The following is a 17,245-nucleotide window of genomic DNA, read 5'->3' as shown; positions in this document are numbered from 1 at the left end:
TTGGTCAGCCGGGCGACAGGCCGGTGCTTGCAGGACAACCTACTTCGATATATCTTTTCAGCATGATTCGATATATCGAATGACAATGCGCTCCCACCGCGACGACCTGCCGAGCGAGCTCGATCCATCCGTGGCGCCTAGTGCCACGCGCCGTGGTGGCGCCGGGCGCGCGCGGCCGCTGGAACATGGCGACCTGCGCCTGCTGCTGCTGGCGCTGATCGAGCAACAGCCACGCCATGGCTATGAATTGATGCGGCAGATCACCGCGCTGTTCAAAGGCCTCTACACGCCCAGCGCAGGCGCCATCTATCCGGCACTGGCGCAGCTCGAAGCCGATGGCTGGGTGCAGACCGCGCTGGACGAGGGCCGCAAGCGCTACCAGGTCACCGCCTCCGGCCGTATGCACGTGGCACAGCAGCGCGATGCACTCGATGCCGCATTGGCCCGCACCCATCGCCGCGCGCGCGAGCTGATCAAGGCACAGACCCCGGCGCCGATTCGCGAGGCCATTCACCGCATCAAGCACGGCCTGTTTGCGCGGCATGGGCAATGGACGGATGCAGAAACCACACGCATTGCCGCGCTACTCAACGCCGCCGCTGACGGCATGGAGCGCGACGACGGCTGAGTGCGTCCATCGCTGTGGTCCGAAGCCAACCGATGCCGGTTTGAATGCGCCTTGCGGCAGTGACGCGTCATCGCGGTGGTTGCGTTGCGCGGCGTCAGTGGCATGCATGCATTGCTGTCCCTGCGCTGTTCTGCGATTTGATCAGCGTGTCGCTGCAAGACATCGACCTCGCTTGTTTGGCAGATGCGCGAGGCGTCGCCCGTACCCGCATCCGCCCCTGCGGGGCACCTCCTCCCGATGGGAGAAGGCTGAGCAACAACCGCTGTTTTTCGCCAGTTGTCTGGCTAGATCGTCACATCACCGTATGCAGTCACTCCCCCGCCGCGCAGCTGCGCGCCACCTCCAGGAATCGCACCACATGGCCATCCACACCCACACCCAACTCCGCCGCGACCCGCGCCTGCGCTCCGTGCAGGTGCTGCGTTGCGAATCGCTGACGCCGCAGATGCGCCGCATCGTGTTCGGCGGCAGCGAGCTTGCCGGCTTTCAGAGCGAGGCACCGGACGATCACGTCAAGCTGTTCTTCCCCAATGCCGATGGCGCCTTCGTGCTGCCGACGATGACACCGGACGGCCCACGCTATGCCGAAGGCGCCCTGCCCTCGCCCGGCCGCGATTACACGCCGCGCTATTTCGATCCGCAGAGTGGCGAGTTGAGCATCGACTTCGTGCTGCACGGTGACGGCGTGGCCTCCAGCTGGGCGGCGCAGGCACAGCCCGGCGACACGCTGACGATCGGCGGCCCGCGCGGCTCGTTCCTGGTTGCCGACGACTACGACCACTACGTGCTGATCGGCGATGAAACCGCCTTGCCGGCAATCGGCCGCTGGCTGGAAGCCATGCCCGCCGACATGCATGCAGAGGTCTTTATCGAAATCGCCGATGCGGCCGAGCGCCAGGAGCTGCTCAGCGCCGCCGAGGTGGACGTGTACTGGCTGGAACGCAACGGCTTCGATGCCGCCAGCAGCACCCTGCTGGAAGACAGCCTGCGCGATTACGAGCCGCACGACGGCGACACGTTCTACTGGATCGGCACCGAATCCATGCGCGCGCGTGCGATGCGCAAGTTTCTCGAAGAGCACATGGGCGTGGATAAGGATTCAGTGCGCGCGAAGGGCTACTGGAAGGCGAATCCGGCGGCGGAGTGAGGGTGGGCACGCGCGTGGTGCCGGGCTGAGGGTAGAACCCTCGCGGCCAGGGCCGCTCCTACAAAGGTCGGATGCTCATGCGTTGTGGTGGGGCTGAGGGTGGATCCCTCGTGGCCTGGGCCGCTCCTACGAAGAGCTGGTAGGCGCCCAAGCAAAAGCCCGCCGATCGGCGGGCTTTTGCGTTACACGCATCGGTGCGATTGCTCGCACCGATGCATCCACTGCGCTGCGACTTACTTGGCAGCGGCAGCGTCACCGGCCTTGGCCTGCAGGGCTTCGGTGGTGATGCGGATCTTCACTTCGTCGCTGACGTTCGGGGCGTACTGGCCCACGCCGAAGTCGGTGCGCTTGATGGTGGTGGTGGCGTCGAAACCGGCTGCCGGCACCTTCTTCATCGGGTGCTCGCCGGCACCGTTGAGGGTGACGTCCAGCACGACCGGCTTGGTCTGATCCTTGATGGTCAGATCGCCAGTGACGGTCAGCTTGTTGGGGCCGGCCGCTTCGACCTTGGTGCTCTTGAAGGTGGCGGTCGGGAACTTGGCCGCGTCGAAGAAGTCACCGCTCTTCAGGTGCTCGTCGAACTTGGCGGTGAAGCTGTTCAGACCCGACAGCGGCAGGGTGACCTGCACGGTGGACTTGGTCACGTCGGCCGCGTCGTACACCAGGGTGCCGTCGACATTGCCGAAGTGGGCGGTCGGGTTGGAGAAGCCGAAGTGGCTCCACTGCGCCAGCACGTCGGTGTGGCTCGGGTCCAGGGTGTAGGTGCCCGAGGCCACTTCCACGGCCGGCGCGGTCGAGGCGGCCGGTTCGGCGGCGGCAGGTGCCGTTGCAGCGGCATCGGCCGGGGCGGTGGCGGCCGGGGTTTCGGCAGCAGGCGCGGCGGCGTTGTCGGCCGGCTTGGAGCAGGCGGCGATGGCCAGGGTCAGGGCGAGCGGCAGCAGCAGTTTGTGGGTGGTCTTCATTGAAACTCCTTGAGGATGAGGGACCGCATTGGATCAACGCGGATGGAACGGACGCAGACGGACGAGGACTGCAGGAAAGCGGAAAACATGCGCCTGGGGCCGATGGCACAGGGCGCACGCTCGTCGGGTGGTGCGGGGGGCGCTCCGAAGCCGGAGTGTACGTCGCTCCCCGCCTGGCGGCGCGCCGGCTGCGCCCGCCTGACGGTGTGCGCAGCCGGTGTCTCGCCGCCGTTATTCGATGCGTGCGGCTTCGTCGAAGCTCAGGCGCGGCAGCCGCGGGAACAGCCCGGCCGGATCGCCGTAACCAAGATTGACCAGGAAGTTGGACTTGATCGGCGTGCCGGCAAAGAACGCCGCATCCACCTTGTCATTGTCGAAGCCGGACATCGGGCCGGCATCCAGACCCAGCGCACGTGCGGCCAGGATCAGGTAGGCGCCCTGCAGCGAGCTGTTACGGAACGCGCCGGTTGCGCGCATCTCGCGCGAGCCTTCGAACCAGCTCTTGGCGTCGGCATGCGGGAACAGGTACGGCAGCTTTTCGTGGAACTCCTCATCGGAGCCGACGATCACCGTGACCGGCGCGGCCAGCGTCTTGGCGGCATTGGCCTCGGACAGCGCCGGCTTGAGCTTCTGCTTGCCCTCGGGCGTGGTCACGAACACGAAACGCGCCGGCGACCCGTTGGCCGCGGTCGGGCCCCACTTCAGCAGATCGTAGAGCTCGCGCAGCTGCGCTTCGCTCACCGGCTTGTCGAGAAAGGCGTTTTGCGTGCGGGCGGTACGAAACAGCTGATCCAGCGCGGCAGCGTCGAGCAAGTCGGACATGGAGACTCCGGGAAGCAAGGGAATGGGCGACAGTAGGGTGCAACACCGGCGCCAGCGTGAAGACCCGCAGTGTAGAGTGGCGCGATTGCTGCAACACACGCTCAATCTGAAACAAATCTATGTCGGATCTGAAACGATGGCGCTGACCTGGGCCGTGAGCGACGGCCGCGCCGGCAATGCCCGCCAGGCCGAGGCCTTGGCGCAGGCGCTGCACTCCACACCGGTCACCGCACTGCATCTGCAGGCCCGCGCGCCGTGGCGTTGGGCCGCACCGCGCCTGTTGCCGGGGGCGCAGGCCGCATTTGGCGCGGAATTCGCGCGGCAATTGCAGCAGCCGCCGACGCTGGCGATCGGCTGCGGGCGCCAGGCCGCCTTGGCCACCCGGCTGCTGCGCGCGCGCGGCAGCCAGGCGGTGCAGATCCTGGACCCGCGGCTGGACCCGCCCCACTGGGATCTGTTGATCGTGCCCGAGCACGATGCGCTGCGTGGCGCGAACGTGATCACATTACTCGGCAGCTTGAACCCGGTGGACGATGCCTGGCTGGCCGCCGGGCGCGCCGCCTTCGCACCGCTCGGCGCGCTGCCCGGCCCACGCGTGGCGCTGTTGATCGGCGGCCCGACCGCGCAGGTGCCCTGGACCACCCAGGCGCTTGCGGCGCTGTGCATGCAGCTCCGCGCGCAGGTGCTTGCGGCCGGCGGCAGCCTGCTGGTCACCACCTCCCGGCGCACCCCGCCCGAGGCGATCGCGACGCTGCGCAATGCGCGTGCAGGCCTGCCAGGCCTGCTGTGGTGCGACGAGGGTGATGGGCCGAACCCGTACGCCGGCCTGCTGGGGTGGGCCGATGCGACCGTGGCCAGCGCCGACTCGGTCAACCTGCTCTCCGAAGCCTGCGCCACGCCGGTGCCGGTAGTAGCGGCGTTTGCCGAACAGGCGCAAGGACGGGTGGCGACGTATCTGCGGGCACTGCAGGCGCATGGCCGTCTAGGCGATGCACGGGATGTCTTCGCAACGCCGTTGCAGCTGCGACCACTGCGCGAAACCCAGCGCATCGCCGCACTGGTGCGCGAGCGCCTGCACGTATGATGGTGCCGCCGTGGATGCCACGGGGCAGCCACACGGACGATCAATCCCCATGCAATGCGAACACACACGGCGCAGCTGGCCTGCAACAACGGCGTTGCTCATCGCCCTGACCTGCGCATTGCCTGCCATTGCCGCGCCGGTCTGCACGCCGCACTATCCAACGCCCGCCACGCTGGCGGCGATGTTCGACATGGCCAGGTCCACCCAGCAGGCGCTGGACGCAGTGGACGGTGCGCAGGTGGTGCTGCTGGCACGCGGCGGCCAGGATCTGAGCCGCTATGGGCTGAAACACAGCCACCTGGCCTTCGCGCTGCGCGAGGACGACGGCACCTGGCGGGTCAAGCACCTGCTCAATCACTGCAAGTCGGACACCTCGGCGCTGTATCACGAAGGTCTGAGCAACTTCATCGGCGAAACTGCCCTCACTGCCGATCTGCGCGTCGGCGTGCCGGCACCGGCGCTGCAGCAGCAACTGCGCACGTTGCTGCAGGATCCGGCCACGCTGGCACATGCGCTGCACGAGGCGCGCTACAGCATGATCGCCTACCCGTTCTCCACCGATTATCAGAATTCCAACCAGTGGGTGCTCGAAGTGCTGGCGGCGGCATTGGCGGCGACCCACACAGCAGATGCGACATCTGCACCGGTGAGCGATCGACGCAGCGCGCAAGCCTGGCTCAAGCGCAATGGCTACCAACCTACGCGCCTGCACCTGGACCTGAGCAAGCGCATCGGCGCCCGTTTCTTCGTCGCCAATGCCGCAGTGACCGACCATCCCGCCAGCGAGCGCATCTCCGGCAATTATTCGGTGATCACGGTCGAGTCGGTGTTCGATTTCCTGCAGCAGCAACACATGCTGCTGCAGGATGATTCCATTCCCCACAGCGTTGCCACGCACGGAGCATCTCCATGAACATCCCTCTTCGATCTGCCGGCCTCGGGTTGTTGCTGGCCATCGCGTTCGGCCAGCCGCTGCCGGCCACTGCAGGGTTGACCACGATCACCCGCGGCGATGCCTCAGCGATGTCGGCGATCCTGGTGATCTCCGCGCCCTACTTCGTGTCGTTGGCGCTGGGCCACAGCGCGGTGGCAGGTTCGGAAGCCCTCGGCGACGCATCGCACAAGGCCTCCGCAGGGCCGTTGCCGCCGATGCGGGTCAAGTCGGTGGAGAAAGCCACCGACGGCGGCTGCGAAGTGCAGTTGCAGGATCCGGCAAACGCCGACAACACCGCCTTGCTGCGCTGGCCGGCACGCCAGGACGACCCGACTGCGGGCTTTCGTGTTGGCGAGACGGTGACCTTCCAGCCGAGCCCGGCCGGTGCCGGCTGGACGGTGCAGTCGCCCCAAGGCCAGGCGCTGGCGTTCGTACCGACCGCAGAATCCGCTGCGCAAAACAGCAGCACGACCTGGTGACGCCGGCAAGCTCCTGACCGACGCACCAGGTCACGATGGGGCGTTGCTGACACACTGTTTGCGGACACGGCGGGACGCGCGGGACGCGCAGAGGCATTTTCCGCAGCCTGCCGAACTGCCTGCGCGACGGTTTGTTGATCGTCACCGACGCGCATAGCCGCGTGCAGTTGCAGAGCCTTGGCGCACCGATGCCTGGCACGCACGCAATTGCCAGCATGCTACGGGTCGCGCCGCCCGCGGCAACGGTGTACATGCGGATTGGCGATGTCTTCGGAGGCATGTACGTGCTGCACGCCGGCATGCGCTCAAACAGCAGCGCAGCAGCACGCTGGATCGATAAGGCACCGCGGCCACGCGAACACAAGCAATCCGCACGGCGTCACTCCACCATGCCTGCCGCCATCCGTTGACCAAGACACTGTTCCACCGGCAGCACGCCGCCGTGTTTGCCATGCACGGCCGATGCGCACTGGCCCGCATGCGCCAACGCGCGGATAATCCGCGCTGCCCTGTCACTGCCGCACCGTCATGTCCAGCCGCTCGCCGACGCCGTTCACCCCCCTCACCGCGCGCGCATTGGCGTGGGCGGTCCTGGCCATGGGCGCGGTGGTGCTGTTGTCCAACATCCTGGTGCAATATCCAATCAACGACTGGCTGACCTGGGGCGCGTTCTCGTATCCGCTGGCGTTCCTGGTGAGCAACTTGATCAATCGCCGCTTCGGCCCGCGCGCGGCGCGCAAGGTCGCCTGGTGCGGCTTTGCGCTCGCGGTGGCGTTGTCGCTGTGGCTGGCCACCCCGCGCATCGCAGCGGCCTCCTGCACCGCCTTCATCGCCGCGCAGTTGCTGGATATCAGCGTGTTCGACCGGCTGCGCAGTGGCAATTGGTGGCGCGCGCCGATCGTGGCCACCACCTGCAGTGCCACGCTGGATACGGCGATCTTCTGGAGCATCGCCTTTGCCGGTGTCGGCCTGCCGTGGATCAGCTGGGCGGCCGGCGACCTGGCGGTGAAGCTGGGCATGGGCGTGTTCCTGCTCGGCCCGTTCCGCGCGCTGCTGTGGCGCAGTGCGCCGCGACCGCAGGGCTGACCGCAGCGCCTGCGTACAGGCAATCAGGCCAACAACAGACGCGGTGGTTGGATGCGATTCCAACGCAGCTGCACTTTGCCAACCCGCTCTGCATGCCGCACTCGCCTCATAGCGCAAGCAACGCAACGCCCGGATACCGGCCGATCAAGGCGATGGCGCTGCCACATCCTTGCCGGCCGGAAACGCCAGTCCTTGTGCATGCGCGGTGGTGAAGATGCTGTGCCGTGCTTGCTGGATGGCCGGGGTCGGTGCGATCAGCCGCGGCCGGCGATCCAGCGTGCAACTCAGGCCCGCTTCCACCAGCGTGGCATGGGCCTGGTGCAGCGCTGCTGCACTTTCGGCCGGCAGCCATTGCACCTGCACCAGCGCATCGATCAAGGCGGGCGTGGCGCAGGCCAGCAGCAGCGCGGGATGGTGTGCGGCCTGCCCGAGCACGCCGGCCTGCAGGACGAATTCCAGATCGACCAGGCCGCCGGCGCCCTGCTTGAGATCCAGTCGCCCCGCATCGCTGCGATCCAGCTCGCTGCGCATGCGCGCGCGCATCTTGCGCACGTCCTCGTGCAGCACGGCGGTGTCGCGCACGCGTGTCAGCGTGTCGGCACGCACCTGCGCGAAGGCCGCGCACAGCGCCGCATCGCCGGCCACCGCACGTGCACGCACCAGCGCCTGATGTTCCCAGGTCCAGGCGCGCTCGCGCTGGTAGTCGCGGTAACTGGCCAGCGAGGACACCAATGCGCCCTTGCCGCCGTCCGGGCGCAGCCGCACGTCGATCTCGTAGAGACGGCCGGCGCCGGTTTCGGCAGCCAGCAAGGTCATCACCTTCTGCGCCAGCCGCGCAAACCAGCGCCCGGCGTCCAACGGTCGCTTGCCATCGGAAGCCTCCACCTGCCGCGGGTGGTCGTAGAGAAACACCAGATCCAGGTCCGAGCCGAAGCCCAGCTCCAGGCCACCCAGGCTGCCGTAGCCGATGATGGCGAACGCCCCGCCCGGCACCTGCCCGTGCGCGGCGATCAGTTCGCGGCGCGCCAGCTGCAGCACCGTCTGCACCACTGCTTCGGCCAGCCAGGCCAGTTGCTCGGTGCTGTCCACCGCCTGCTGGCGGCCATCGAGCGTGGCCAGTGCAATGCGGAAGCTCAAGGCGAGCCGGCGCTCGTTGAGTTCGCGCAGCGCCGCTTCGGTATCCTCGATCTGCAGGGTGCCCAGGCACGCAGCCTGCAACGCATCGCGGTCGGGCAACGGACCGCTGATGCGGGTGTCGAGCAGTTCGTCCAGCAACAGCGGATGCGCAGCCAGGCGTTCGGCCAGCAGGGCGCTGCGCGAGAGCACATCGACCAGGCGTGCGAGTGCGCTGGGCTGTTCGTCCAGCAGGGCCAGGTAGCTGGTGCGGCGCAAGGTGGATTGCAACAGGCCGAGCATGCGGCGCACGGCGGCATCGGGCTGGCTGGCGCGGGTGGCCGCATGCAGCAGCGCCGGCATGACACGGTCCAGGCGCGCGCTTGCGGTATCGGAGAGCGCACGCACGCCGGAGGACTGCGCAAAATCGGCCAGCACCTGATGCGCGCCGCCTGGGTCGTGCAAGCCAATGCCGGCCAACGGCGCGGCATCGCCTTCGGGCAAGGCGCGCCAGTAATCGGCAAGCGCATCGGGTGCGCTGGTGCGGACACGTGGTGCCAGCAGCTCGGCAAATTCGGCGGCAACGCGCGCGCGTTGCGGAGCGAGTGCCTGCAACAAGGCCGGCCAATCCGCGTGGCCCAGGCCCAGCGCGATGCGTTCGCGATCCAGCGGCGCCTGCGGCAAGGCATGCGTCTGTGCGTCGCGCAACATCTGCAGACGATTCTCCAGCCGGCGCAGGAAGCGATACGCCTCGGTCAATGCGCGCCCGTTGTCCGCATCGATCTGCCCTGCGTCCACCAACGCCTGCAAGGCCGGCAGCAGGCGGCGCTCGCGCAGGCTCGGTTCGCGTCCGCCGCGAATCAGCTGCAGCGATTGCGCCAGGAACTCGATCTCGCGAATGCCGCCCGGCCCGCGCTTGATGTCGTCCAGGCGATCGTGCCGGGCGACTTCGGCAGTGATCGCCGCCTTCATCTCGCGCAAGCCGTCCAGCGCGGTGAAGTCCAGATACCGCCGGTAGACGAAGGGGCGTAGCGTCTCCAGCCAGGCTTCGCCGGCATCGATATCGCCGGCCACCGCGCGCGCCTTGAGCCAGGCATAGCGCTCCCAGTCGCGCCCTTCGCGCTGGAAGTACTGGTCCATGCCGGTGAACGACAAGGCCACCCGCCCGGCCGTGCCGAACGGACGCAGGCGCAGGTCCACACGATGGCTGAATCCATCGGCGGTGGTTTCGTCGAGCAGCTTGGCCAGCTGCTGGCCCAGGCGTGCGAAATATTCCTCCGCCGCCAGCGGACGGGCACCATCGGATTGGCCGCCCTGCGGATACGCGTAGACCAGATCCACATCCGAGGAAAAATTCAGCTCGCCCCCACCGAGCTTGCCCAGCCCGAACACCACCAGCCGCTGCACACTGCCGTCTTCGGCAATCACCTGGCCGTGGCGGTCGCGAAATTGCTGCTCCAATGCCTGCAGCCCACATTGCAGGCAGGTTTCGGCCAGGCGGGTGGCACCGGCCAGGGTGGCATCGACACTATCCAGACCGAGCACATCGCGCCAGACCAGGCGCGTGGATTCGGCGCTGCGATAACGCCGCAGCTGCGCTGGCCAGGCCTGGGGCTGTGCGGGCTCCAGCACCGGCAGCGGCAACGGCGGTGGATCCGGCTGCGCCAGGTGCTGCAGCAAGGCCGGCTGGCGCGCCAGGGTATCGAGCGCGAACTCGCTGGCGAGCGCAACCTGTGCAAGCTGCCGATCGACGTCATCGCCCGGCCAGGGCTGGTCGGCCGGCACGGCATGACGAACACGCGCCACGGCCCGCTCGATCAGGGCGGTGAGCGCAGGAGACATGGATGGGGTAGGCGGCGACATGCGCCGATTCTGGCATCCCTGCGCGATGGCGGCATATGTCTACGGGTGATCCAGCGGTGTCGAGGGTCAGCAATGCAACTACCGGGTCTACCGCCGCGCTGCGTGTAGTCCCATCAGCACGCGGCCATGTCGGCGGGTGTGATGTCCTCACTGGTTGCGGGCTCCTTGGCGGCTTGTTCGATGTCTCTTTTTTTAGGCGTTGTGCCCCGAAGGGGCCTCAGCGTGTGGATAGCTCAGTTGCGGAGCAATTGAGGTGCGACTTGGCTGCAGGGCCCTTGCCCGCCCACCATCGCAGGACACGCCGCAAGTACGTCCCTGTAGGCTCTTACGCGGCATCCATGCCGCGTAAGGTCCCGCGACGGTGGGCGGGCAAGGACCAGACGGGATGGTCGGTGTGTGTGGTCTTCAAACGACAGCAAGCTACAGCACGTGCCAAGCCATCACTGCGCATGCCGCGCCGCCCAGCAGCACTGCCAGCCCTGCACTCCAGCGCGGCGCGTAGGCCAGGCCCAGCGCCACCCACAGCGCGGCTACGCTGACAAACCCCAGCCACAACAAGGTGCCCACCGCTCCGCCCCAGACCAGCACGCACAGCACCAGCGCGGCGATCAACAGACAGACAGCCATCGCACGCAGCAACCAACGCTGCATGACCGGCGCAGTGCGGCGGCCGGTGAGCTGCTCGTAATGGCGATGCATCGCCACGGCCAGGGCCATCATTGCGACATGGCAGAGCGCGGTGCCCAGCAGCGCGGTAATCAGCCCATCCATGGCGGATGTCCCAGCAACCAGCTCGCGCCGCCCAGCGCAGCGATACCCACGCCCAGCCAGCCCCACATGCGCAATGCACTGCGCGCACGAAACATCCACAGCACGACGACCGTGTAGATGGCGAAACTCAGCAAGGTCGTGCTCAGCACCGAGACCGCAGGCGACACGCCGGCAAACCGCGACAGCAGCTGCGCCAGCACGCTGCAGCCGGTGGAGGTCAGCGCATAGCCGCCGACGCTGGCAGCGAGTACGCGACCGGCAACCGACCAGCGGTAGCAAGTCACCGACGCGGCGCTCGAAGAACGCTTCACAACACATCCATCACAGCAGCGGTGCCGCGCCTGGCGCGTGTCGGCAGCGGTCGCACGGCGCTGCGGTGCGCCCGATACGCCGCATAGGCGAAAGCAACGCCGAAGGCGAGCGAGACCAACTCGACCCCGGCGCGCTGCAGGTCGTCGGCAGCCAGATACACACCCAGGTGCTGTCCGGTGGTGACCGCATTGAGCAGCGGCAAGCCCAGGCACAGCAACGCGGTCATCGCCAGTTGTTCCACCCAGGCACGGGCGGGCCGGCGCAGCAGCGCATGAAGCAGCGTGGCCGCCCACGCCCACAGGAATGCGTGGATTTCGATCTGGCTGCGCGCGGCCTGCGCAGCCGGCACCAGGCGGTTGGCATAGAAATACGCAATGCTGGCCAACGCGGTTCCTGCGAGCGCGGCGGCATTGAGCGCTTCCACCACCCGATAGATGCCGGCCGTGGCCGCGCCGAACTCCTGCTCGCTACGCCGACGCCGCTTGATCGAAAACAGCACCGTGCCGGTGGCCATCATCAAGGTGCCGGCCAGGCCGCAGATGAAGTACAGCCACTTGCTGGTCCAGCCGCCGAAACCGGCCACGTGCAAGGTCTTGACGGCCTCCTCCACGTCCTGTGCGTGCATGTCCGTCCGTGCGGCATCCGCATGCTGCTCCAGCACCACGCCGCTGTTCGCATCGAACACCACGCTGTTGGCAGGATTGAGCAGGCGCCGCGAACGGCCGGTATCGGCCACGCGCGCGATCACAAGCAGCCTGCTGTCAGGGCGATCGGGCCGCTCGATCACCAGTGTCTGCGCAGGCGCACCATTGCGCACCGCTGCACGCTGCACCAGTTCCGGCAAATAGGCGGGCACGCTGTTGACCGCGATTTCACCTGCGTCGGCCGCAGGCGCTGCCGGCGTCAGCGCATCGGCATACCGCGTGTACGCCTCCTCGTCGCTGCCATACAGCGCCTGCAATGGCCCGGGCATGTAGCTGGTGGCGAAATACGCCAGGCCGGTGTAGACGATCATCAGCAGGAACGGAAGCGTCAGCACCGCCGTGGCGTTGTGCGCGTCCAGCCACGAGCGCTGGCCCTTGCCCGGGCGGAAGGTGAAGACATCCAGAAAGATCCGCTTGTGCACGATCACCCCGGACACCAGCGCGATCAGCCCGCACATGGACACCCAACCCACCAGCCAATAGCCGGGAATGCCGCCGTGCAAGGTGTAGTGGAAGCTCATGAAATGCCGGCCGCCTTCGGTCTGCCGGCCCCATGGCGATGGCAGCAGCTCGCCGCTGCCGGGATCCAGCGCTGCCTGGCCCTGGCCATCGGATGTCCGCCAGATAAGCGTGAGCGCCTCGCCCGGATGCTTGGGCAGGCCGATCCGCCACATGCGCGCCTGCGGCGCAAGCTGGCGCAGTTGCGCCAGTGCACGCGGCACCAGCGCGTCTTCCGACAGGACCGTGTGCATGCGCGCGCTCGGCAGGGCCGGTGTGGCCTGCATCCAGCTGGTGATCGGATCGCGAAACACGCTGAGCGTGCCGGTCAGGAAGATCGCGCACAGCAGCCAGCCGCAGCTCAGGCCGCACCAGGTGTGCAGCCAGGCCATGCTTTGGCGAAAGCCTTCTTTCATCCGGCATGCACCAGGCACCACCGCAGCACGCGTGTACGCATCACAGCGCGCCGCGCAGGGTCACCATCACATTGCGCGGTTCGCCGTAATAGCGCCCGTTAACGAAGCTCGACAAGGTGGTGTAGTAGTGCTTGTCGAACACGTTGTTGAGATTGACCGCCACCGACCACTGCCGGTTGAACTGATACCGCGCCAATGCGTTCCAGACCGCGCGCCCCTGGATCGGCGCGGTGGCGGTGCCGATCTGCCGGTACGCCGCGCTCTGCGCGCTGACACCGCCGCCGACGGTGACATCCTGCAGCACGCCCGGCAGCCGGTACGTGGTCCATACCCGCAGCAAGTGCTTGGGCGTGTAGCTGTTGAAGGTCTGGCCCTGGCTGCTGACATCCTGCAGGTAGGTGGTGCGGTTGAAGGTGTAGCCGGCAAACACGTTCCAGTCGTGCAGCACCTCGCCGCTGACTTCGGCATCGAAGCCACGGCTGCGCACCTTGCCGCTGTCGATGTAGCAGAAATCGTTGTTGCGGCAGGTGGGGCTGGTGCTCAGGTCGGCCTGGGCGCGGTTTTTCTGCTCGATCTGGAACAGCGCAAACGCGCTATTGATGCGCCCGTCCAGCCACTCGCCCTTGAGGCCCAGCTCGTAGTTGGCCCCGGTCATCGGCTTGAGCATCTCGCCGGCTTCGGTCTGCGCATTCTGCGGCTGGAAGATGTCCGCGTAACTGGCATAGGCCGACCAGGTCGGGCTCAAGGCGTACAACAGGCCGGCGTACGGCGTGACCTGCCCGGTCTCGCGGGTGTGCTCGATCGATTGCGACGGCGACAGCCCGGTGGTGGTGGTGTTCCAGCGGGTGTCGTGCCAGCTCACGCGGGTGCCGACGATGGCCCTCAACGGATCGCTCAGCTGCCAGCGCAATGCGCCATACATGCCGAATTCGCGCGAGGTGCCATGCCGGGCCTCGCGCGCATTGGCGAAGATTTCTTCGTCGCTGATCGCCCGCACGTTGCGCTGCAGAGCGAACACATTGAAGGTCTGGAAGTTGTTCTTGTTGCCGTAAACGGTATCGACCGTGTTCTCGGCAAAATTACTGCCCAGTACCACCTCATGCCTGCGGCCCAGTGCATTGAAATGCCCGATCACATTGGCATCGAAGCCGAACGCATCCGCATCGGAAATGGTGCGCGCCGCCAACAAGGCGCCGGTGCCGTTGGCCGGATTGATCGCGCGGCTGGAGCTGGCGTATTTCAGATCGTGCAGCTCGCGCACCTGCACCGCACTGAGCTTGAACACCCAATCGGCCGTGAAGCGATGGTCCAGGTCCAGATACAGCCCGCGATTGGACGAGGACTGCCGGTTCCATGCCGCACCCAGATTGGTCTGGCGCGGCAGGCCGATATCGCGGCCATCGCTGAAACTGGGCAGACCGCCGAAGAACGGCCGGCCTTCCACTTGTTCGTAGCTCACGCCCAGGCTGAGCTGGGTCTGCGGCGAAAACGCGTAGTCGAGCGTGCCGTAATAGGTAGGCGTGCGGCGCGTGACCCCATCGACGAATGAGCGCTGGTCCTGGTAATCGATCACCCCGCGCGCGCGCAAGGCGCCATCGGCGCTCAGGTTGGCGCTGGCATCGATCAGCGCGCCGTAGCGATCCCAGCTGCCGCCCTGCACCATCACGCTCACGCCCGGCACGTCCAGCGGGCGCTTGCGCACCAGGTTCACCGCGCCGCCCGGGTTGCCCGCGCCCTGCAGCAGGCCGGCCGCACCGCGCAGCACTTCGGCGCGATCGTAGATGCCCATGTTGGCGCTGTAGTTGCTCGCCCGGCCGTACATGCCGCGATTGAGCGGCACGCCGTCGTACTGCACCGTGGTGATGTCGAAGCCACGCGAATAGATGTACTTGCCGCCCTGCGGGCTCTGCACGATGGTGATGCCGGTGGTGCTGGCCAGCGCGTCGTAGACCGAGGTGATGTTCTGCTCGTCCATCAACTGGCGGGTGACCACGCTGATCGACTGCGGAATGTCCTTGAGCGACTGCTCGCCGCGGCCGATGCTGACCGCCCGCGCGGTATAGCTGCCGGTGCCGCTGGTGGCCGCACTGCGGTTGGCCTGCGCGGTCACCTTGACGGTGGGCAGCAGCCACGCATCCACCTCGCTCCTGGTCGCGCTGGGCTGCGGCGCGGCGCGCAGCACGTAGCCGCCGGTCTGCAACGGCACGGCCTGCAGGCCGCTGCCGGCCAGCAGCGCAGCCAGGGCGGCCGGTGCGGTATAGCTGCCCTCCAGCCCGGCAGTGGTCTTGCCGTCGGTCTGCGTGGCGGTGAAGCTCAGCAACAGGTTGGCCGAACCGGCCAGTTCACGCAGTGCAGGTGCCAACGGGCCGGCGGGGATGCGATACGCCTGGCGGGCATCCTGCGCGGCAGGCGCGGTCTGGGCGATGGCATCGGGCATGCCGGCGCACAGTGCCAGGCTGCACAGCGCAAGCGCCACGGCCGTGCCGAGCGGCCGCTGCACGGCGCTGCGCTGAGACGAGGAAGAAGAAAGTTGGCCGCGGCGGCGGGCAGTGATCGACATGCTGTTCCCACAAAGGTTTGGTGTCGCACTGACACCGTCATTGGGGAGGTGCCACAACGGCGGCGATCGGGCAGCCCGGATGCATCTTATTTTTTGGCGACGTGCCGGCTGGCGCGCCTCAGCCCTGCCCGGCCGCCTGCACCGTCACCCAGTAACGGCTGCGCCGGCTCACCCGCACCGGCAGCACGCTGGGCAGCATCGCCAGGATGCGGTCGGTGTCGTCCAGCGGGAACACGCCGGAGACGCGCAGGCCGCCTACCAGCGGGTCGCAGCGCAACAGCCCGGAGCGATAACGGCCCAGTTCGGCGACAAACGCATCCAGGCGCCACTCGTCGGCAATCAGCTGCCCGCGCACCCAGGCCGCGGCCTGCACATCGACCGGCGCGATGGCGCCGAGCGCGTCGGCGGTAAAACGGCACTGTTCCCCCGCCTGCACGCGCCCGACGGCCTGCGCGGCCGCATGTGGCCGTACCTCCACCGCGCTTTCCAGCACGCTCAGCCGGGTGTCGTGTTCGTCCTGGCGCACGCAAAAGCACGTGCCCAATGCGCGGATATCGCCCTGCGCGGTGCGCACGACCAAGGGCCGCGCATCGTGGCCCGCGCCCAGCGCCTGCGCAGTGGTCACCATGATCTCGCCGGCCAGCAACTGCAGCAGCCGCCGTTGCGCGTCGAACCGCACATCGATGGCGCTGCGGGTGTTGAGGGTGATGCGGCTGCCATCCTGCAACTGCACCTCGCGGCGCTGCCCCGTCGCAGTGGCGTAATCGGCGGTGGCGCGCTGCCAGCGTTCGGTGCGCGAGGCCAGCACGCCGGTGGCTCCGGCCACCCCACCCCACAGCAGCAGGTTCAGCGCCTTGCGCCGGCCCGGCGATGCCTGGCCGTTGCTGCCGGCATACGGCGACAGGCTGCGATAGGCCGCCTGCGGGGTCAGCGTCTTCAGCCGCCCGGTCACCGCCTCGATATGCGCCCACGCCCGCGCATGGTCCGGATGCGCATCGCGCCATTGTTGCCAGCGCTGCAGCTGCGCCTGGCTCGCGGTGCCGGACATCAGCACCGTCAGCCACTCGGCAGCCTGATCGGCGACCTGCGCACTGATCGGTTGCCCGCCGGCCAGCGGTGCTCGCTGGTCATCGGCGGCGCGCGCGCGGCGTGAGGCGGCATCAGCCATCCGTGCGGCTCACGCCGACAGGGCGAACAGGCAATGCCGGTTGGCACGCGTGAGATATTGCTTGACCGAGCTGCTGGACACGCCCAGCCGCTGCGCGATCTGCGCGTAGCTCAGCTCCTGCAGATGCGCCAGCAGAAAGGCTTCCTTCACCTTGGGCGGCAGCCCATCCAGCGCCTGGTCCACCTGCTGCACCGCTTCCAGCGCCAGCAATTGCAGCTCCGGCGACGGCGCCAGTTCTTCCGGCAGCGCAGCCAGCAGTTCCAGGTAGCTGGTTTCCAGCAACTTGCGCCGCTGCCGGTGCGCCATCAAGCGGCGCGCGATGGTGGCCAGGAACGGGCGCGGTTCGCGGATCTGGTCGGCCGCCCCTGCGCTGATCACGCTGATGAAGGTGTCCTGCGCCAGGTCGGCAGCCACGAACGCATCGCCCAGCTTGCGCCGCAGCCAGCCCTGCAGCCAGCCGTGGTGGTCGGTGTACAGGCGCTCCACCTGTTGATGAAGCGCGCCTTGCGTGACCGACACGATGACCTCCTGAACGGCTGGTCCGGACGGCAAGGCGTCCGGCGACAAATGAGAATTGATCTCATTCTAGCGGAAGCCGGCCGAGCCTGCAGCCGCAGCCACCGGCCGATCCGTCACGCGGGTTGGGCGACGTGTGGGCAATTGGCGCCCCTGCCTGAGCCGGCAGTGGCCTGGCCAAC

16 protein-coding genes are annotated in these 17,245 nt (G+C 67.6%); 7 read left to right on the top strand and 9 right to left on the bottom strand.

Annotated elements, in window-relative coordinates:
* The first annotated feature begins 85 nt into the window (after nucleotides 1-85).
* Nucleotides 86-628, top strand: coding sequence for a PadR family transcriptional regulator (locus tag EO139_RS01830; RefSeq protein ID WP_126969163.1), 543 nt, complete (start codon nucleotides 86-88; stop codon nucleotides 626-628).
* 358 nt (nucleotides 629-986) lie between these two features.
* On the top strand, nucleotides 987-1,775 hold the full coding sequence (locus tag EO139_RS01825; RefSeq protein ID WP_126969151.1) for a siderophore-interacting protein: 789 nt from the start codon (nucleotides 987-989) through the stop codon (nucleotides 1,773-1,775).
* A gap of 233 nt (nucleotides 1,776-2,008) precedes the next feature.
* Here the strand turns inward: EO139_RS01825 and EO139_RS01820 are convergent, their stop codons facing one another.
* Nucleotides 2,009-2,737 carry a YceI family protein gene (locus EO139_RS01820; RefSeq protein ID WP_104583572.1) on the bottom strand — a complete coding sequence of 243 codons (729 nt, stop codon included), beginning with the start codon at nucleotides 2,735-2,737 and terminating at the stop codon, nucleotides 2,009-2,011.
* A 231-nt stretch (nucleotides 2,738-2,968) separates the two neighbouring features.
* Nucleotides 2,969-3,559 carry a malonic semialdehyde reductase gene (locus EO139_RS01815; protein WP_126944795.1) on the bottom strand — a complete coding sequence of 197 codons (591 nt, stop codon included), beginning with the start codon at nucleotides 3,557-3,559 and terminating at the stop codon, nucleotides 2,969-2,971.
* A 136-nt stretch (nucleotides 3,560-3,695) separates the two neighbouring features.
* Between EO139_RS01815 and EO139_RS01810 the strand changes: the two genes are divergently transcribed.
* From EO139_RS01810 to EO139_RS01790, 5 genes are all read left to right on the top strand, one after another.
* On the top strand, nucleotides 3,696-4,643 hold the full coding sequence (locus EO139_RS01810) for an ELM1/GtrOC1 family putative glycosyltransferase (RefSeq protein ID WP_126969150.1): 948 nt from the start codon (nucleotides 3,696-3,698) through the stop codon (nucleotides 4,641-4,643).
* Between the two features lie 49 nt (nucleotides 4,644-4,692).
* Complete coding sequence (locus EO139_RS01805; RefSeq protein WP_126969149.1) at nucleotides 4,693-5,556, top strand: DUF2145 domain-containing protein; 864 nt, start codon at nucleotides 4,693-4,695, stop codon at nucleotides 5,554-5,556.
* Complete coding sequence (locus EO139_RS01800) at nucleotides 5,553-6,056, top strand: hypothetical protein (protein ID WP_126969148.1); 504 nt, start codon at nucleotides 5,553-5,555, stop codon at nucleotides 6,054-6,056. The genes EO139_RS01805 and EO139_RS01800 overlap by 4 nt, the downstream gene beginning before the upstream one ends.
* Before the next feature lie 134 nt (nucleotides 6,057-6,190).
* Nucleotides 6,191-6,466 (top strand): hypothetical protein, encoded by a 276-nt coding sequence (locus tag EO139_RS01795; protein ID WP_126969147.1) that lies wholly within the window; start codon nucleotides 6,191-6,193, stop codon nucleotides 6,464-6,466.
* Nucleotides 6,467-6,584: 118 nt separating this feature from the next.
* On the top strand, nucleotides 6,585-7,142 hold the full coding sequence (locus tag EO139_RS01790; RefSeq protein ID WP_119130455.1) for a VUT family protein: 558 nt from the start codon (nucleotides 6,585-6,587) through the stop codon (nucleotides 7,140-7,142).
* 144 nt (nucleotides 7,143-7,286) lie between these two features.
* Here the strand turns inward: EO139_RS01790 and glnE are convergent, their stop codons facing one another.
* From glnE to EO139_RS01750, 7 genes are all read right to left on the bottom strand, one after another.
* Entirely contained in the window at nucleotides 7,287-10,118 is a 2,832-nt protein-coding gene (gene glnE / locus EO139_RS01785) for a bifunctional [glutamate--ammonia ligase]-adenylyl-L-tyrosine phosphorylase/[glutamate--ammonia-ligase] adenylyltransferase (RefSeq protein WP_126969146.1), read from the bottom strand.
* Nucleotides 10,119-10,538: 420 nt separating this feature from the next.
* Nucleotides 10,539-10,889 carry a DUF3325 domain-containing protein gene (locus EO139_RS01775; protein ID WP_126969145.1) on the bottom strand — a complete coding sequence of 117 codons (351 nt, stop codon included), beginning with the start codon at nucleotides 10,887-10,889 and terminating at the stop codon, nucleotides 10,539-10,541.
* A complete protein-coding gene (locus tag EO139_RS01770; protein WP_115675858.1) occupies nucleotides 10,877-11,200 on the bottom strand; it encodes a hypothetical protein in 324 nt (107 codons plus the stop codon). Before EO139_RS01770 ends, EO139_RS01775 begins: the two co-directional genes overlap by 13 nt.
* Nucleotides 11,197-12,819: a PepSY-associated TM helix domain-containing protein gene (locus tag EO139_RS01765; RefSeq protein ID WP_126969144.1), complete on the bottom strand. Its 1,623-nt coding sequence runs from the start codon at nucleotides 12,817-12,819 to the stop codon at nucleotides 11,197-11,199. Before EO139_RS01765 ends, EO139_RS01770 begins: the two co-directional genes overlap by 4 nt.
* A 40-nt stretch (nucleotides 12,820-12,859) precedes the next feature.
* On the bottom strand, nucleotides 12,860-15,379 hold the full coding sequence (locus tag EO139_RS01760; RefSeq protein ID WP_126969143.1) for a TonB-dependent siderophore receptor: 2,520 nt from the start codon (nucleotides 15,377-15,379) through the stop codon (nucleotides 12,860-12,862).
* Between the two features lie 118 nt (nucleotides 15,380-15,497).
* Nucleotides 15,498-16,547 (bottom strand): FecR domain-containing protein, encoded by a 1,050-nt coding sequence (locus EO139_RS01755; RefSeq protein ID WP_126969142.1) that lies wholly within the window; start codon nucleotides 16,545-16,547, stop codon nucleotides 15,498-15,500.
* A 9-nt stretch (nucleotides 16,548-16,556) separates the two neighbouring features.
* Nucleotides 16,557-17,066 carry a sigma-70 family RNA polymerase sigma factor gene (locus tag EO139_RS01750; protein WP_104534532.1) on the bottom strand — a complete coding sequence of 170 codons (510 nt, stop codon included), beginning with the start codon at nucleotides 17,064-17,066 and terminating at the stop codon, nucleotides 16,557-16,559.
* Nucleotides 17,067-17,245: the final 179 nt, after the last annotated feature.

The organism is Xanthomonas sp. BRIP62411 (assembly GCF_003993525.1).
Lineage (GTDB): Bacteria > Pseudomonadota > Gammaproteobacteria > Xanthomonadales > Xanthomonadaceae > Xanthomonas > Xanthomonas euroxanthea.
The sequence above is the reverse complement of the archived record's forward strand: the minus strand, read 5'-3'. Positions and strand labels throughout refer to the sequence as shown.

Excerpts from the sequence above, each read along its gene's own strand:
- EO139_RS01830 (WP_126969163.1), top strand. The coding sequence starts at position 86 with ATGCGCTCCCACCGCGACGACCTGCCGAGCGAGCTCGATCCATCCGTG.
- EO139_RS01825 (WP_126969151.1), top strand. The coding sequence starts at position 987 with ATGGCCATCCACACCCACACCCAACTCCGCCGCGACCCGCGCCTGCGC.
- EO139_RS01820 (WP_104583572.1), bottom strand. The coding sequence starts at position 2,737 with ATGAAGACCACCCACAAACTGCTGCTGCCGCTCGCCCTGACCCTGGCC.
- EO139_RS01815 (WP_126944795.1), bottom strand. The coding sequence starts at position 3,559 with ATGTCCGACTTGCTCGACGCTGCCGCGCTGGATCAGCTGTTTCGTACC.
- EO139_RS01810 (WP_126969150.1), top strand. The coding sequence starts at position 3,696 with ATGGCGCTGACCTGGGCCGTGAGCGACGGCCGCGCCGGCAATGCCCGC.
- EO139_RS01805 (WP_126969149.1), top strand. The coding sequence starts at position 4,693 with ATGCAATGCGAACACACACGGCGCAGCTGGCCTGCAACAACGGCGTTG.
- EO139_RS01800 (WP_126969148.1), top strand. The coding sequence starts at position 5,553 with ATGAACATCCCTCTTCGATCTGCCGGCCTCGGGTTGTTGCTGGCCATC.
- EO139_RS01790 (WP_119130455.1), top strand. The coding sequence starts at position 6,585 with ATGTCCAGCCGCTCGCCGACGCCGTTCACCCCCCTCACCGCGCGCGCA.
- glnE (WP_126969146.1), bottom strand. The coding sequence starts at position 10,118 with ATGTCGCCGCCTACCCCATCCATGTCTCCTGCGCTCACCGCCCTGATC.
- EO139_RS01775 (WP_126969145.1), bottom strand. The coding sequence starts at position 10,889 with ATGGATGGGCTGATTACCGCGCTGCTGGGCACCGCGCTCTGCCATGTC.
- EO139_RS01765 (WP_126969144.1), bottom strand. The coding sequence starts at position 12,819 with ATGAAAGAAGGCTTTCGCCAAAGCATGGCCTGGCTGCACACCTGGTGC.
- EO139_RS01760 (WP_126969143.1), bottom strand. The coding sequence starts at position 15,379 with ATGTCGATCACTGCCCGCCGCCGCGGCCAACTTTCTTCTTCCTCGTCT.
- EO139_RS01755 (WP_126969142.1), bottom strand. The coding sequence starts at position 16,547 with ATGGCTGATGCCGCCTCACGCCGCGCGCGCGCCGCCGATGACCAGCGA.